Source organism: Ruegeria sp. CE8, assembly GCF_056537465.1.
This window is the reverse complement of sequence record NZ_JBQFRP010000002.1, coordinates 241,891-257,987: the sequence shown is the minus strand read 5'-3', so window position 1 is coordinate 257,987 and position 16,097 is coordinate 241,891. Positions and strand designations below refer to the sequence as shown.

The 16,097-nt window shown below is 58.7% G+C and carries 14 protein-coding genes; 8 read left to right on the top strand and 6 right to left on the bottom strand.

All coding sequences use genetic code 11. From position 1 onward, the window contains the following. The first annotated feature begins 92 nt into the window (after window positions 1-92). Window positions 93-1,427 (top strand): 8-oxoguanine deaminase, encoded by a 1,335-nt coding sequence (locus ACR0AA_RS04180; protein ID WP_480755501.1) that lies wholly within the window; start codon window positions 93-95, stop codon window positions 1,425-1,427. On the opposite strand, the gene guaD is transcribed toward ACR0AA_RS04180, so the two are convergent. Continuing rightward, window positions 1,424-2,713 (bottom strand): guanine deaminase, encoded by a 1,290-nt coding sequence (gene guaD / locus ACR0AA_RS04175; protein ID WP_480755623.1) that lies wholly within the window; start codon window positions 2,711-2,713, stop codon window positions 1,424-1,426. The genes ACR0AA_RS04180 and guaD overlap by 4 nt on opposite strands. A 138-nt stretch (window positions 2,714-2,851) precedes the next feature. On the opposite strand from guaD, the gene mgtE reads away from it, so the two are divergent. Together mgtE and ACR0AA_RS04165 are read left to right on the top strand one after the other, a co-directional pair. Beyond that, complete coding sequence (gene mgtE, locus ACR0AA_RS04170; RefSeq protein WP_480662434.1) at window positions 2,852-4,246, top strand: magnesium transporter; 1,395 nt, start codon at window positions 2,852-2,854, stop codon at window positions 4,244-4,246. Continuing rightward, window positions 4,243-4,806: a 5-formyltetrahydrofolate cyclo-ligase gene (locus ACR0AA_RS04165; protein WP_480662436.1), complete on the top strand. Its 564-nt coding sequence runs from the start codon at window positions 4,243-4,245 to the stop codon at window positions 4,804-4,806. Before mgtE ends, ACR0AA_RS04165 begins: the two co-directional genes overlap by 4 nt. Here ACR0AA_RS04165 and ACR0AA_RS04160 read toward each other — a convergent pair. Then, a complete protein-coding gene (locus ACR0AA_RS04160; RefSeq protein WP_480662438.1) occupies window positions 4,803-5,039 on the bottom strand; it encodes a putative hemolysin in 237 nt (78 codons plus the stop codon). The genes ACR0AA_RS04165 and ACR0AA_RS04160 overlap by 4 nt on opposite strands. Before the next feature lie 88 nt (window positions 5,040-5,127). On the opposite strand from ACR0AA_RS04160, the gene ACR0AA_RS04155 reads away from it, so the two are divergent. The 3 genes from ACR0AA_RS04155 (at window position 5,128) to ACR0AA_RS04145 (ending at window position 8,648) form a co-directional block, all read left to right on the top strand. Further along, window positions 5,128-5,943 carry a TIGR00282 family metallophosphoesterase gene (locus tag ACR0AA_RS04155; RefSeq protein WP_480755500.1) on the top strand — a complete coding sequence of 272 codons (816 nt, stop codon included), beginning with the start codon at window positions 5,128-5,130 and terminating at the stop codon, window positions 5,941-5,943. A 90-nt stretch (window positions 5,944-6,033) separates the two neighbouring features. Next, on the top strand, window positions 6,034-7,812 hold the full coding sequence (locus ACR0AA_RS04150; RefSeq protein ID WP_480662442.1) for an SLC13 family permease: 1,779 nt from the start codon (window positions 6,034-6,036) through the stop codon (window positions 7,810-7,812). A 98-nt stretch (window positions 7,813-7,910) separates the two neighbouring features. Further along, window positions 7,911-8,648 (top strand): YbaY family lipoprotein, encoded by a 738-nt coding sequence (locus ACR0AA_RS04145; protein WP_480662444.1) that lies wholly within the window; start codon window positions 7,911-7,913, stop codon window positions 8,646-8,648. Window positions 8,649-8,665: 17 nt separating this feature from the next. Here the strand turns inward: ACR0AA_RS04145 and ACR0AA_RS04140 are convergent, their stop codons facing one another. The 4 genes from ACR0AA_RS04140 to ACR0AA_RS04125 all read right to left on the bottom strand — a co-directional run bounded on the left by ACR0AA_RS04140 (window position 8,666) and on the right by ACR0AA_RS04125 (window position 13,793). After that, window positions 8,666-10,327 (bottom strand): FAD-binding dehydrogenase, encoded by a 1,662-nt coding sequence (locus ACR0AA_RS04140; RefSeq protein ID WP_480662446.1) that lies wholly within the window; start codon window positions 10,325-10,327, stop codon window positions 8,666-8,668. An 11-nt stretch (window positions 10,328-10,338) separates the two neighbouring features. Next, window positions 10,339-11,196 carry a bile acid:sodium symporter family protein gene (locus ACR0AA_RS04135; protein WP_480755499.1) on the bottom strand — a complete coding sequence of 286 codons (858 nt, stop codon included), beginning with the start codon at window positions 11,194-11,196 and terminating at the stop codon, window positions 10,339-10,341. A 72-nt stretch (window positions 11,197-11,268) separates the two neighbouring features. Beyond that, window positions 11,269-12,003: a glutamine amidotransferase gene (locus tag ACR0AA_RS04130; protein WP_480662450.1), complete on the bottom strand. Its 735-nt coding sequence runs from the start codon at window positions 12,001-12,003 to the stop codon at window positions 11,269-11,271. Between the two features lie 17 nt (window positions 12,004-12,020). After that, the gene (locus ACR0AA_RS04125; RefSeq protein ID WP_480662452.1) at window positions 12,021-13,793 is read right to left on the bottom strand and encodes an SLC13 family permease; all 1,773 of its coding nucleotides are present in this window, start codon (window positions 13,791-13,793) and stop codon (window positions 12,021-12,023) included. A gap of 110 nt (window positions 13,794-13,903) precedes the next feature. On the opposite strand from ACR0AA_RS04125, the gene ACR0AA_RS04120 reads away from it, so the two are divergent. Beyond that, window positions 13,904-14,644, top strand: a complete 741-nt coding sequence (locus ACR0AA_RS04120) for a YebC/PmpR family DNA-binding transcriptional regulator (protein ID WP_480662454.1) — start codon at window positions 13,904-13,906, stop codon at window positions 14,642-14,644. 170 nt (window positions 14,645-14,814) lie between these two features. After that, complete coding sequence (locus tag ACR0AA_RS04115; RefSeq protein WP_480755498.1) at window positions 14,815-16,089, top strand: permease; 1,275 nt, start codon at window positions 14,815-14,817, stop codon at window positions 16,087-16,089. The last annotated feature ends 8 nt before the right edge of the window (window positions 16,090-16,097 follow it).

Below are 16,097 nucleotides of genomic sequence, written 5' to 3'. Positions count from 1 at the left end.
GGTCGGGTAAGTTTTGCCCGGCTGGTTCTTGTGCCCGTTTTCCGCCAGCCGTTGCACTCCATGCATGAAACGGGCTGATGCAGGAGGGCGAAATGACCGAAATCCTTATCAAAAACGCGGATACCATTCTGACGATGGATGACGCGCGGCAGGAGCTGTCGGGCGCTGATATTCTGATCCGAGGCGGGCAGATCAAACGGATAGGTCACAATCTGAAGACGGCCGGAGAAGTCCACGACGCCTCGGGTTGCGTTGTGACGCCGGGGCTGGTGAACACGCACCACCATCTGTACCAGTCGCTGACGCGGGCGGTTCCAGGCGGACAGGATGCGCTGCTGTTCGGATGGTTGCAGACGTTGTACCCGATCTGGTCGCGCTTTGGCCCGGAAGAGATGTTCGTGTCGGCTCAGATCGGTCTGGCTGAACTGGCGCTTTCCGGCTGCACGCTCAGTTCCGACCACCTGTACCTGTACCCGAACGGCGCGCGTCTGGATGACACGATTGCCGCCGCGGCCGAGATTGGCATGCGGTTCCACCCGACGCGCGGTGCGATGAGCATCGGTGAAAGCGATGGAGGTTTGCCGCCAGATGCGCTGGTCGAGGTCGAAGATGCGATCCTTGACGACATGACCCGTGTGGTCGACACGTTTCACGATCCCTCCGAGGGATCAATGTGCCGGGTTGGGTTGGCCCCCTGTTCCCCGTTTTCCGTCAGCCGCGATCTGATGCGCGACACAGCGATTCTGGCGCGCGACAAGGGTGTGATGCTGCACACTCACCTGGCTGAAAACGATGAAGACATTGCCTATTCTCAGGCGCAATTCGGGTGTCGCCCCGGTCAATATGCCGAGGACTTGGGTTGGACCGGATCAGATGTCTGGCATGCCCATTGCGTCAAGCTGGACGGGGCCGAGATCGATTTGTTTGCCAGAACCCGCACAGGTGTTGCCCACTGCCCATGTTCCAACTGCCGATTGGGGTCAGGTATCGCGCCCGTTCGAGCCATGCGCGATCAGGGCGTTCCGGTCGGGTTGGGTGTCGATGGATCGGCCAGCAATGACTCTGGCAATCTGATCCTTGAAGCGCGTCAGTCCATGCTGCTTCAGCGTGTCGCCAATGGTGCGGATGCCATGTCTTCCCGAGAAGCGCTGGAGATCGCGACGCGCGGCGGGGCGGATGTCTTGAATCGCCCCGATTGTGGGCGGCTAGAGGCGGGAAAGCGTGCCGACATCGCTATTTGGGACACACGCTGCATCGAAAGCGCGGGCAGTTGGGACCCGGCAGCTTTGTTGCTGGCCGGCCCGATGAAGGTGAAACACCTTTTTGTTGAGGGGCGCCAAATCGTGCGGGATGGGCATGTCTCAACGCTGGACATGCCCCGCGTGATCGAACGGCAGAACCAACTGGCCCGCGCGTTGCAGGTCTAGGTGGTCACGCGACGACCGGCGATCCACACTTCGGCAATCGCGCGGTCGTCGCCCATCATGATGGTTGGGAATATTGCCTCCCACAGGTCATCGGCGCAGGCTTCACGCTGAGCGATGGCTGGGGTAGAGGCGAGGTCGAGAACGATCAGATCTGCCTCCATCCCAGCTGCCAAGTTGCCGATGCTATCGTCCATCCGCAACGTACGTGCGGAACCAACGGTGCCCAGCCAAAGCAGTTGAGCCGCGTGCAGAGGTGTTCCGCGCAATTGCCCGATCTCATAAGCCGCCGCCATCGTCCGCAGCATCGAGAAGCTGGAGCCGCCACCAGTATCCGTCGCCAGACCCACCCGATGCCCGTCGCACATTAGCCCGGCCATGTCGAATAGACCGGAACCGATGAAGGTGTTTGAGGTCGGGCAGTGGATCAGAGAGGCGTCGACCTCGCGCAACCGGTCGCGTTCGCGCGCTTCAAGGTGGATAGCATGGCCATACAGGCCATTTGTACCCAGCAGGCCGAATTTCTCATAGGTGTCCAGATAGTCCCGCGCGTCGGGGAATAACTCGCGGACCCAGGCGATTTCGTCTGTCTGCTCGCTGAGGTGGGTTTGCATCAGGCAGTGAGGGTATTCGGCCCATAGGGCGCCCATCGCTTCCAGTTGCTCGGGCGTTGAGGTGGGTGAAAACCGCGGAGTGATCGCGTAGGAAATCCGATCCACACCATGCCATTTTTCCAGCAGAGCCTGCGATTGGTCATAGGCCGTCTGCGCAGTATCCTGCAGCCCTTCGGGCGCGTTGCGGTCCATACAGGTTTTACCTGCGACCACACGCTGACCGCGTTTTTGGGCAGCGGTGAAGAAGGCGTCGACGCTTTCGGGGTGGATGGTGCAGAAACTGCACATCGTTGTCGTGCCTTGCGCCGTCGTCAGGTTGAGATATCGGTTGGCGATCTCACTGGCATAATCGATGTTCCCGAACTTCATTTCCTCGGGGAACGTGTAGGTATTCAGCCAGTCGATCAGGCGCTTGCCCCAGCTGGCAATCATGGCGGTCTGGGGATAGTGCACATGCGCGTCCACGAAACCGGCCATGATCACATGCTGGCCATGGTCGACAACTTTGGCGTCCGGATTCGCGGCAACCAGACTGTCTGCATCTGCAACGGCAGCGATGCGCCCGTCTTCAATCAGCACCGCTTCGCTGATCGTTACCGCCTCGGTCGGCTCACCTTCGAATGGTGATCCGTTGAAGCTCAGGACACGCCCTTTCAGTAGCGTTTTTTGCGCCATTTCCATTCATCTCCGCCTGTATGGGACTGCGAAACAGCATAAGGGGACGAAACTTGTCGGTAAATCGGCGCATTGTCATTGTTTTCCGGTAGCTGCTTCTTCTAATTAGGGGTCAATGCGCGAACAGACGGGGGCAACATGACGACAGGCTTTGATGAACCCGTGACCGAGACAGCCAGCGAAGAAGACGCCTATGCGCTGGATCGCCGGACCGTTGCCGCGATCCTTTATGCGGTTGATGTGGATGATCGTGACAAGCTGATCGAACTGATGGAACCGCTGCATCCGGCGGATATCGCTGACCTGCTTGAACAGATTAATCCCTATGACCGCGGGCGCTTGATCCGTCTTTACGACAAGGAATTCGACGGCGATATCCTGTCCGAACTGGATGAAGCTGTCCGGGAAGAGGTCATCAGAGTCCTGCGCCCCGACGTTCTGGCCGACGCCGTGCGGGACATGGAAAGCGACGACGTCGTCGACCTTCTGGAGGACCTGGAAGAGCCCCAGAAAGAGGCCATTCTTGGTGCGCTGGAAGATTCCGAGCGGATTGCGGCGGAACAGGCGCTGTCTTATCCGGAAAACTCGGCCGGCCGCCTCATGCAGCGCGAAGTTGTTTTGGCGCCCGAGCACTGGACAGTAGGACAGGCCATCGACTTTATGCGCGCCAATGATGATCTGCCCGAGCAGTTCTATCACGTTGTTCTGGTCGATCCTCGCCTAAAACCAGTGGCGCAGGTCACGTTGGGCAAGCTGATGGCCACCCGGCGGGACGTACCGCTACAAGATATCGCCGAAGAGGAATTTCACACCATTCCTGTCGATCAGGACGAAGAGGATGTTGCCTATGCCTTTAACCAGTACCACCTGATTTCCGCTCCGGTAGTTGATGGGGACGGGCGGCTTGTGGGTGTCATCACCATCGACGACGCTATGGTGGTTCTGGATGAAGAACACGAAGAAGACATTCTGCGCCTGGCCGGTGTGGGTGAGGAAAGCTCGTTGTCCGACAGTGTTGCCGCCACCAGTAGGCGCCGTCTGCCATGGCTTGCGGTGAACCTGTGTACGGCGATCTGTGCTTCGTTGGTGATTTCCCAGTTCGAGGCGGCAATTGATCAGCTGGTAGCGCTGGCCATCCTGATGCCTATCGTCGCGTCGATGGGTGGCAACGCGGGAACGCAGTCGCTGACGGTTGCGGTGCGCGCGCTGGCGACTCGCGACCTGACCAATGCGAACGTCATGCGTGTGATCCGGCGTGAATTGTTGGTCGGCATGCTGAACGGGCTGTGTTTTGCCATCGTTCTGGGGACGGTCGGTATGATGTGGTTCGATTCTCCCATGCTGGGTGTCGTGATCGGGTCTGCCTTGGTCGTGAATATGATCATCGCAGGCTTTGCAGGTACGGTAGTACCGGTCTTGCTGGACCGTTTGGGCGTTGACCCGGCGCTGGCGTCGGGGACTTTCGTGACCACCACAACGGATGTCATGGGGTTCTTCATCTTTCTTGGGCTTGCCAGCGTGGTGCTACTGTGACCGATCTGACTGAAATCAAAGCCGCTGCGCGCAAGGCAGCTTTTGCACGCCGCAAGGTGGCGTTCGACGCGCGTTTGCCGGGCGCGGCAGGGCGGTTGTCCGAAGTTTTGGCTGGCCATCGTGGCGTGCCAATGTCGGGCTACATGCCTATCCGAACCGAAATCGATCCGCTGCCTGCCATGGCCGAAGCCGCAGCCTATGGCCCGGTTGGCGTGCCGGTCATTCAGGCCGCTGGGCAGGCGTTGCGGTTTTCGCGCTGGACGCCCGAGGGCGTTTTGAAAGATGGCCCGTTCGGCGCAATGGTTCCCGAGATTGACGACTATTTCGATCCTGAGATTTTGATCGTGCCGCTGGTTGCCTTTGATGCGCATGGTGGAAGGCTGGGTTATGGGGGCGGTTTCTATGATCGCACCTTGGAAGGGTTGCGCGCCAAGCACCCGACGCTGGCCATCGGATTTGCTTTTGATGCGCAAGAGGCAGTGGGACTGCCTCTGGAGCACACAGATCAGCCGCTGGACATGGTCATTACGGAAAGCCGGATACTGACCTTCAAAGCCTAACCCATGTTTTCGGCGCGGAAATACTCCCATGCATCTTGCTTGGATCCGTCAGGCAAGGTGCAGATTCCGGTTTGGCCGTTCTCACCATCCTGAATCTCATACTGCCCGCCTTGCTCTACGCAGAAGGTCGCGGCCGGATTGGCCAGACCGACGGGCTGATCCGCAGTCTGATCAGTCTGATCGCAGGCCGCGAGGAAGGCCATAGCGGCCAAAAGAGTGTAGTAACGCGTCATTAAAGTCTCCAGTCCAATGCGTTTTCACAAAGCATGGCGCCACCTTAAGCACTTGTGCTTGCCGGATGCCACACTTAGGAGGTTAGGCATGAGAATACTATTTCTGGGTGACGTCATGGGCCGCGCCGGACGCGCGGCCATTCAGCAACATTTGCCGCGTCTGCGCGATGAATGGCGGCTGGATTTTGTTGTGGTCAATGGCGAAAACGCCTCGAACGGGATGGGTCTGACCGGGGATCACGCCAAGCTGTTGCTGGACGCGGGCGCGGATTGCCTGACGTTGGGCGATCATGCGTTCGACCAGAAGGACATGCTGCAGTTCATCGAGAACGAACCCCGCATCGTGCGTCCGGTGAATTTCGCCAAAGGAGCGCCGGGTAGGGGGCATCGTTTGTACACCGCGCCGGGCGGGCGCAAGGTCCTGGTGGTTCAGGTGTTGGGGCAGGTCTTTATGAAGCGTCCCTTCGACGACCCGTTCTCAGCCATCGAACCAATTCTGAAATCGCATCCGCGCGGCGGCCAGGCGCAGGCGATCATCGTAGATATGCACTGCGAAGCGACATCCGAGAAGATGGCTATGGGCCACTATTGCGACAAGCGCGCCAGCCTTGTGGTAGGCACGCATACGCACGTTCCGACTGCGGACGCGCAGATTCTGCCGGGTGGCACAGCCTACCTGTCGGATGCGGGAATGTGCGGTGACTACGACTCGGTCATTGGTATGGACAAGCTGGAACCGATGCGCCGGTTTATTACCGGCATGCCGAAGGCAAGGTTCACCCCGGCCAACGGCGAGGCGACGCTGAGCGGCGTTTTCGTTGAAACAGATGATCGCGATGGGCAGGCCAAATCTGTTCAAATGGTGCGCCTTGGCGGGCGGTTACAGCCGGCTGGTCCGCAATAAGGACACGTCAGGCTTGCTCTGTCGCGCGCAATGCGTGAAACTGCCCGACGGGCGCGTAAGCCAGGCCAGGGTTCGGACTGAATACCAAGAATGCAATTCCTTCAACTGACAGAAACGGGAAGCGCAATACTTGCGCTGTTGGTCGTCGCAGGCATGTTCATCATGTTCCTGCGCGAAGTTTATCCGACCGAAGTCGTCGCCATCGGCGGTGTCGCGGTGATGCTGGTGACGGGCATTCTGCCCTACCAAAGCGCGCTGGCTGTCCTGTCCAACCCCGCCCCGTGGACCATTGCCGCGATGTTTATCATCATGGGAGCCCTGGTGCGGACGGGCGCGTTGGACGCGTTTACCTCGACGGCTCAGAAACAGGCGCAGGTGAACCCAAAGCTCGCAATTGCGACTCTTATGGCATTTGTTGTCCTGGCCTCGGCAGTTGTATCGAACACGCCTGTCGTCGTCGTTATGATCCCGGTTTTTGTTCAGATTGCCCGAACCCTGAATGTACCCGCTTCAAAGCTGCTGATCCCGCTCAGCTATGCGGCCATAATGGGCGGAACGCTGACCTTGATCGGCACATCGACGAACCTGCTGGTCGATGGTGTCGCCCGTGCTCAGGGGATGACCGCGTTTTCGATTTTCGAAGTTACTCCGTTGGGCATTGCCGTGGTGGTCTACGGGATGTTCTACCTGCGTTTCATCGCGCCGCGTTTGCTGCCAGATCGGGACAGCATGGCATCCATGCTCAGCGACCGGTCAAAGATGAAGTTCTTTACCGAGGCCGTGATTCCACCCGACAGCAACCTGATCGGGCGCGAAGTGACCGGGGTCCAGCTGTTCAAACGTCCGGGCGTGCGCTTGATCGACGTGGTTCGGGGCGACGAGTCGCTGCGTCGTAACCTCAAGGGCGTTACCCTGAAGGTCGGCGACCGTGTGGTCCTGCGAACCGAGATGACGGAATTGCTGAGCTTGCAGACAAATAAAGAGCTCAAGCGCGTCGATCAGGTTTCGGCGGTTGAGACCAAAACGGTCGAGGTTCTGATCACCCCCGGCTGCCGTATGGTCGGACGGACACTTGGCACGATGCGGTTGCGTCGCCGCTATGGTGTTTATGTGCTGGCTGTGCATCGGCGGAACCAGAACATCGGGCGCCAGCTGGATGATCTGGTTGTTCGGGTCGGTGACACTCTGCTTTTGGAGGGCTCACCCGCCGATATCAAAAAGCTTGCAGCCGATATGGACATGGTTGACGTTACCCAGCCTTCGGCCCGCGCATTCCGCCGCAGCCATGCGCCGATCGCTATCGGATCCCTGGCCGGAATCGTCGTGTTGGCTGCGCTGGGCGTAGCACCAATCCTGCTGCTGTCGATTCTGGCAGTTGCGGTTGTTTTAATGACCCGCTGCATCGACGCCGACGAAGCGTTTTCCTTTGTCGAAGGCCGGTTGCTGGCCCTCATCTTTTCGATGCTGGCGATTGGCGCTGCGCTCGACAAATCCGGAGCTGTCTCGCTGATCGTCGAAGCTGTGGCACCCGGCCTCAGTGCCTTACCGCCATTCCTGATCATCTGGGCCGTCTACCTGCTGACCTCTGTTTTGACCGAACTGGTGTCGAACAACGCGGTGGCGGTCGTGGTGACGCCGATTGCCATCGGGTTGGCACAGGCGGTCGGGATTGATCCGCGCCCGCTTGTCGTGGCGGTCATGGTCGCGGCCTCGGCGTCGTTTGCGACGCCGATCGGGTATCAGACCAACATGATGGTCTACGGTCCCGGTGGATACAGGTTCACGGATTTTCTGAAAGTTGGTGTCCCACTGAACCTGACCGTCGGTTTGTTGGCGTCATTGCTGATCCCCTTGATCTGGCCCCTTTGAAGTCGGCGCAGAACCGCTGATTTTCCAGCGAAGTCCTTGTAAACTCTGATTCTCACACAATGTTTTGAATAAGTGAATTTACAAGAAGGAGCACACCAATGCTCAAGACCGGATACACTGCGCTGACGGCTGCAGCCATGGCTGTCGTATTGACCGGCGCGGCCGCAGGTGGAACGATCGAAGGCACAGCTACGTATCGCGAACGCATCGCGGTACCGCCTGACGCGACGCTTTATGTGCAATTGCAGGATGTCTCGCGCGCGGATGCGCCGTCGGTGACCCTGTCGGCCAAGCGCTATGCGCTGACCGGTGTGCCCGCCCAGTTCGAGCTGAGTTATGACGACGCGTTGATTCAGGAGGGGATGCGCTATGTGGTGCGCGGATCGATTTTTCAGGGCGACAAGCTGTTGTTCACAACTGACACCGCCTATCCGGTTCTGACGAATGGTTCCGGTAACACGACGGATCTGGTTCTGGTGAAGGCACAACCTGCGGGCTCTGCCACTCTGGAAGACACCAACTGGATGGCCACCGGGCTGAATGGGGCCTCGCTTGAGACTGAAAAGCGCCCGTCGCTTTCTTTCGCCCAAGACGGTGCGTTTTCGGGCAGTGGTGGATGCAATCGCTTTTCCGGTCAGGCCGAAATCTCTGGCAACAAGATCGATTTCCCGGACAATATGGCGGCAACGCTGATGGCCTGCCCGCCGCCTTTGGATGAGGTGGAACGGCAGTTTTTCAAAGCTCTGCAAGGAGTGACCGCATATGCATTCAAAGGTGATACGCTGGTGTTATTGGACAGCGCCGGGCAACCCGTCGTGCAACTCGCCCGGCAATAATCGGGCGTAGAGGGCCGTCATGCGACGGCCCTCGACCGCCCTGCATTTCGTCCTGAGAAGATGCATCCCCCTAAAAACGAGCCCTCCAAGGCGTTGTAGCCGTGGTAGCCGCCGCCGCCAAAGCCGGCGACCTCTCCGGCGGCAAATAATCCGGGGACAACCTGACCGTCTGCACCAACCATCTGACTGTCCAGATTGGTCTGCAATCCACCCAGCGTTTTGCGCGTCAGTACGTGCAGCTTGACCGCAATCAGCGGACCGTTTGCGGGATCAAGGAACTTATGGGGTTTGGCGGTCCGGATCAGCTTGTCCCCTCGATAGTTGCGCGCCGCCAGAATGGCCGCCATCTGCGCGTCCTTGGTAAAGGGATTGTCGATCTGAGAGTCTCGCGCCTCAATCTGAGCGCGTAGGTGGGCTTCGTCGATCAGGCCTTCGCCCAGATGGTTCATGCCGTTCACAAGTTCGGTCAGGGTATTCGCGACGATGAAATCCTCTCCGTGTTCCTTGAACGCCTCAACCGGGGCGGTGGCCTTAGACCCGGTCAGAATGCGTTGGAACAGAACTTCTTTCCAACCACCCTCAGTCATATCAGGATTCTGTTCGGAACCGGACAGCGCGAATTCCTTCTTGATCACCTTCTGGGTCAGAACGAACCAGCTGTATTCATGGCCGGTTTTCAGGATTTCCTTCAGCGTACCCAAAGTATCAAAGCCAGGCAGGCACGGCGGCTTCAACCGGTTTCCTTCAGCATCGAACCACATGGAACTTGGTCCGGGCAGGATGCGGATGCCGTGCGATGGCCAGATCGGGTTCCAGTTGCGCACGCCCTCGGTGTAATGCCACATCCGATCACCGTTGATGACGTGACCACCAGCCTTTTCGCTGATCCCGATCATGCGCCCATCGACATGGAACGGCACGCCAGCGACCATGTCTTTTGGCGGCTGGCCCAGACGGTCACGCGGCCAGTTCTTGCGCACCATCTCAAAGTTTCCGCCAATACCGCCTGATGTAACGATGACAGCCGGGGCGTAAAACTCGAACTCTCCGACCTCATCGCGGTTGGTTTTGGCACCATGTGCCGCGGTGTCATCGGCCAGAACCTCGCCCGAGACACCTTTGGCCGCGCCGTTCTGCATGATGATGTGGCTGACTTGATGGCGGAATTTCAACTCGATCAAACCGCTTTTGACGTGTTCGCGTACGCGGCGGATGAAGTGCTCAAGTACGCCCGGACCGGTCCCCCACGTTATATGAAAACGGGGAACCGAGTTTCCATGACCATCCGCGTATGATCCACCCCGTTCAGCCCAACCGATGATCGGGAACCAACGCAGCCCCATGTCGTGCAGCCAGGGGCGCATTTCGCCAGCCGCGAATTCTACGTAAGCCTCGGCCCATTTGCGGGGCCAGGCATCTTCGTCGCGGTCGAACTGCGCGCTTCCCATCCAGTCGCGCAGAGCCAGATCATAACTGTCCTTGATGCCCATCCGCCTCTGCTCGGGCGTGTCGACCATGAACAGCCCACCGAGGCTCCAGAATGCCTGACCACCAAGGAAATGTTCAGGCTCCTGATCGACCACGATCACCTTCTTGCCGCGATCTCCCAACTCGGCGGCGGCTGCCAGCCCGGCCAAACCGGCCCCCACAACGATGGCATCTGCAGTATTGTTGGTCATGTCATGTCCTTTCAACGGCGGCGGAACCACAGGATAAATGGCAGGGCAACCGCGTACATCGTGATGCCGTACACGGCCGAGGGCAGGGCCAGCGGGCTGAACCCGCTTTCCGTTCCGGTGATCAGCGCGGCCAGTGTAATCCCAAGCGTCGAGTTTTGTATGCCGGTCTCAATTGAGACCGTTTTACTTTCATTCCACGATAGATTTGCAGCACGCGCTAGCCCCAGCCCGATCAGCAACAACGCGATGTTCAGCGAGATCAACCCGGCGCCCATGATGCCGAGGTTGTCGACGAATAGCTGCCAGTTTCCGGCCAGGGCCGCCAGAACAATAAGCACGAAAAGGACGGTCGCGAGCTTTGAAAGCAGCGCTTCGATCTTGTTTGCAAATCCTGTTGCAAAGCTGCGAAGTGCTACTCCGATGGCAACGGGCAGCGTGGTAATAAGAAACATGGCGATTGCCAGCCCCGTGATCGAAACCTCTGGCGCGGCATCGCCCAAAAAGTAGCTCACTGACCAGGCGGCCAGGAATGGGACCGTCACCATCGAAAGCAAGCTGATGACGGCGGTCAGACTGACTGAAAGGGCGACGTCGCCCTTGGCCAGCTTTGACAGGATGTTGCTGGTCACACCACCCGGGCAAAAGCTGAGGATCATGAAGCCGACCGCGATCTCGGGCGGCAGGGCAAACAGTTTGACCGTGATGAAGGCTGCGACCGGCAGCAGCACAACCTGACTCAGCGCGCCGATGGCGAATGGGTAGCGCCGATTAAGGACGCGGCGGAAATCAGCGACTTCGAGCCCGACGCCAAGGGACAGCATGATAATGGCCAGCGACAGCGGCAGGCCGACATTTATTAGAAAATCCAAGAACAACTCCTCCCAAAGCCGTTCGGGCCACCCTAAGCGAGCGGTCGTGGATCAGGCAATAACGCCGTTAGGTCATCTGTAGCGTTCAGCGAACCTGCGGAGGATTTCGGCCGGTTGCGTGACGTCCGCGGCATGGCAGATATCGATCAGACGCTGGGCATCCTCGGGCGGGAAATAGCCGTGGTTCTTGTAGATGTTGATGCGTTGCTCAAAATCACGCGCATCGGCTTCGGGGTGGAACTGCGTTGCGTAGACATTCTGCCCCCATCGGATCATCTGAAACGGGCAGGTGTCCGAGGCCAGCAGGTGAACGCACCCGTCGGGCAGCGCTTGTACCGCCTCTTTGTGACCGACGAAGGCGTCGAATGTTCCGCTCAGTCCTGCCGTCAGCGGGTCTTGCGCCCCGTCTTCGGTCAAGTGGCAGGTCGAAGGTCCGACAGGTTCACTGTACCTGTCTTTGCTGACATCACCGCCAAGATGGGCAGCCAAAATGCCCAACCCATAGCAGCAGCCCATAAACGGATGATCCCGCGCGATGATTTGCGGCATCAGCCCCATGATGGTCCCTTCAATGCGCGCGTCGGTTTCTGATTTGGTTTCCGGATCGTCACTGACGCATCCCGGACCGCCACCGACAATCACCCCGGCGTAATCTGTGACATCCAGATCGTCGGGCAAAGCCTCACAGTCCAATCGGATCCGATGGGCCTGGTCCGGTGACAGTCCGGTCTTGTCCAGAATCGACGCGTACTCCGCATCCGAAGCATCGGTTTCCGGGCGCAATTGCAGGATCAGAAATCGTTTCATGATAAGGCTCTTAACCGTCACAGTGGCCAGAACACAAGGATGGCCGGAATGGAAACGGCGATGATCAGGATTTCCAGCGGCAGTCCCATGCGCCAATAGTCGCCAAACTGATACCCTCCGGGCCCCAGGACCAGCGTATTGTTCTTGTGCCCGATCGGCGTCAGGAACGCGGCCGAGGCAGCCACGGCGACCGTCATCAGGAACGGATCGGGCGACACCTCGAGCGTGCGGGCCATCTGGATACCGACTGGCGCTGCGACGATGGCCGTGGCCGTATTGTTCAACACGTCCGATAGGGTCATGGTGACCACCATCAGAACAGTCAGAATGGCCCATGCGGGGAGGCCATCGGTCAGTTGAATCAACGCATTCGCAATAAGTTCCGTGCCACCGGACGTCTCCAACGCGCTGCCAAGCGGGATCATCGAGCCCAGCAGCACGACAACGGGCCACTCGATATGGTTGTAGATATCGGCAATAGGCATGATCTTGGTCAGCACATATGCGACGACGACCAGACCTAATGCAATGGGCAGGTAGATCAGCCCGACACTGGCCGCTAGCACAGCAGCGCCAAACAGACCAATGGCCAGCCAGGCCTTTTCATTGGCGGTGACGTTCAGTCCGCGTTCCGCAAGTGGCAAACACCCCAGCCATTCGGTCACATCGGCGCTGCGATCGCGGGGGCAGAGGAGCAAAAGAATGTCGCCCGCCTCAATCTGGGTTTTGCGCACCTGTTCGGTTATCTGTCGACCTTGACGTGAAATTCCCATCAGAACAGTGCTTTGACGCCAAGCAAGACCCAACCCTTGCGCGGTACGGCCGGTGACACGTGCGTTCAAAGGCACAACAACCTCAACCACTTCCAGACCGTCCCCCTCGGCGGTCAGCAATTCCTGACGGCGGGTATCTGAGAAATCGAGGTTCAGCGCCGTGCGGAATTCGTCCAGCGCCTCAGGTCGGGCCTCCAGCACCAATGCATCACCCGGTTTAATTGTCGCATGGGCCGAGCGGCCATAGCGCCGTTTGCCATCCCGGATAAGGCCGATGATCGCCACGTCGGACTTCTCGGCAGCCTCATAAAGCTCGCTGACACGTTTACCAACTTGTTGGGATTCCTCCGGGACGGTCAATTCCGCAATGTATTCGGCCAGGGTTTCTGAGGCCTCCTCTTGTGTTCCGCGATTAGGGATCAACCGCCAGCCGACAAGAGCGACAAAGGCTAGGCCAGCGATTGCGGCCAGACCGCCAACGGGGGCAAAGTCGAACATGCGAAACGGTTCGCCCAACGTCTCTGCCCGGATCGAGGCGATGATGATATTGGGCGGCGTTCCGATCAGAGTGGCCATACCACCCAGAATGGTGGCAAAGCTCAGCGGCATCAGGGTCAGGCCGACCGATCGCCCCGCCTTGCGCGCGGTTTGGATATCGACCGGCATCAGCAGCGCCAGCGCGGCCACGTTATTCATAAAGGCCGACAGAACCGCGCCAATCCCACCCATCAGCGCAATATGCGCCCCAAGCCCGCGTGAAGCATCAACCAACGTGCGGGTGATCAGAAAGACGGCCCCCGATCGGACAAGCCCCGCCGAGACGACCAGAACCAAAGCAACGATGATGGTGGCGGGGTGTCCGAACCCGGCAAAAGCGTTATCAACCGGTACAACACCCAACACAACGCCGATCAAAAGGGCGGTAAAGGCTACAAGGTCATATCGAAACTTCCCCCACAGCAGCATTCCAAATACAGTGGCGAAAAGGGAAAATAGAATAATCTGGTCTGTTGTCATGCGGCCACCATAACCGTCGCGACGACTGTCGCAAGCCGCTCTCTTGATCCTTAGCCCTGCAAACGTCTATATGAGCGCCGAATACGCAATCACTATCACGAGGACGCAATATGGCAGGCCATTCCAAATGGGCCAACATCCAGCACCGCAAGGGGCGTCAGGACGCCGCGCGGTCCAAGCTGTTTTCCAAACTGTCGAAAGAGATCACCGTTGCCGCCAAGATGGGCGACCCTGATCCTGACAAAAATCCGCGTCTGCGTTTGGCTGTGAAAGAGGCCAAGTCGAATTCCGTCCCCAAAGATGTGATCGACCGCGCGATCAAGAAATCGGTTGCAGGCGAAGGCGACGAATACGAAGAAATCCGGTATGAGGGCTATGGCCCGAACGGTGTGGCGGTGATCGTCGAGACGATGACAGACAACCGCAACCGGACCGCCTCGACCGTGCGTTCGACCTTTTCCAAGAACGGCGGCAACCTGGGTGAAACCGGCTCGGTCGGTTTCATGTTCGAGCGCAAGGGCGAAGTGGTCTATCCGGCGACCGTAGGCGATGCAGACACGGTGTTTGAAGCGGCTATCGAAGCTGGTGCCGAAGATGTCGAAAGCGCGGACGAAGGTCACATCATCTGGTGTGCCGATACGGACCTGAACGAAGTGTCGAATGCGCTTGAGACCGCATTGGGGGAATCGGAATCCACCAAGCTGGTCTGGAAGCCCACCACCACGACCGAGTTGGGTCTGGAAGACATGCAAAAGCTGATGAAGCTGGTCGATGCGCTGGAAGACGACGATGACGTCCAGCGCGTAACGACGAATTTCGAAGCGTCAGACGAGGTGATGGCGCAGCTCTGACCCTTATCGTAGTAAAAGCTAACAAAGCCCGGCCTCTGGCCGGGTTTTTTGCATTGCGCACAAAGGGTTCTTGGCCGGTCGTGCCGAACTGAGTAAGCTAAAAAGACTAGATTATTCGACCCTGTGCGGCGAACACGCTGCGCAGAGCACGGAGAAACACAGACAAGCGAGTGACGGACATCGCTCAGGACAAGTCCAAAAGAAACGTCCCGGTCCTGGCCGGGCAGAGCATATTGTCTCAGGTGGCCTGGACTTTGGGCAGCCCGTCCGTCGTTTTGCCGTTTCTGGCGGTCTCGTTGGAGCTTCCGATGTTCATAGCCGGGGCCTTGGTGTCAGTGCGCATGGTCGGCAGCATGATCTCGGACGTGTTCCTGGCGCAACCCATTGCGGCGCGGGAACGGAAGAAACGCGCAATCGCAATGACCGAAATCGCAATTGGCGCTTGCCTCGTCATGGCTGTGGTTGTTGCAGCGACCGGAGTTGTACCGATCATCGGATTGGCTTTTGTGGCGGCGTTCTTCCTGATCGGCCTGATCGAAGAAATCCAGTCGCTAATGTATACCGACCTGCTGGGCGATCACGTGCACTCCAAATCGCGGATGGTCATGCACTACCTGCAGCTTGGTGTCGGTGGGCTTGGGGCGATTGGTATCGCGCTGCTGGTGCATGAATTCACCAAGGAAAACCCGCCGTTCTCCCGCCATTCCGCAGTCATCGCCGTGTCTGTGACCTTTTTCGTTTTGTCGGGCTTGTCGATCCTCATGATGTCAGAGGGTGCAGGGCCGTCCGAGGAACGGGTCGATCCGCCGCCCGCGAGAAAGCGAAAGTTCATCGAGAACTTTACCGATATCGCCGCCATGTTCGATGAAGCATGGTTCCGGCGATACATGCTTATGCGTATGCCGCTTGTGGTTGTTTCGCTTTCCGTGCCCTTCTTCGCCCTGATCGCCGCCGAGGCTCATCACAGTTCGGCCAAGGGGCTGACCGCCATGATCGTATCGTCGGCATCGGGATATCTGGTGTCCGCTCCGTTGTGGCAGTTCGTAAACATGAAGTCACACCGCGCCGTGATGGTGGTCGGGAACCTGATGGTTGCATTCACCGGGGCTGCACTTTTGCTGGTGCATTTTCTGGGCATGGATCATGAGGTGCACCTGCATGCCGTGGCCTTGTTCATTGTGACAGTGGCGGTGACCGGGATCGGCAGCGCCAGAAAGCTATATTTTCTGGATGTCGCCCCCAAGGACCAGCGGGTCAAAGGGGCGGCCGCCGTCAAAAGCATTTGCAGGATTTCCGGGGTGCTGTTCTCTGCCGCCTTGGCGGGTGTGGCGCATATGCACGAGGTCGCCTGGGCAATCGCCTTCATTGTCGCCACCAGCGTATTTGCAGCCATCACCTGTTACCGTTTAGTCCTTCCCCATACCAAGGAAACTGCGCGCTCTTGAACGACATC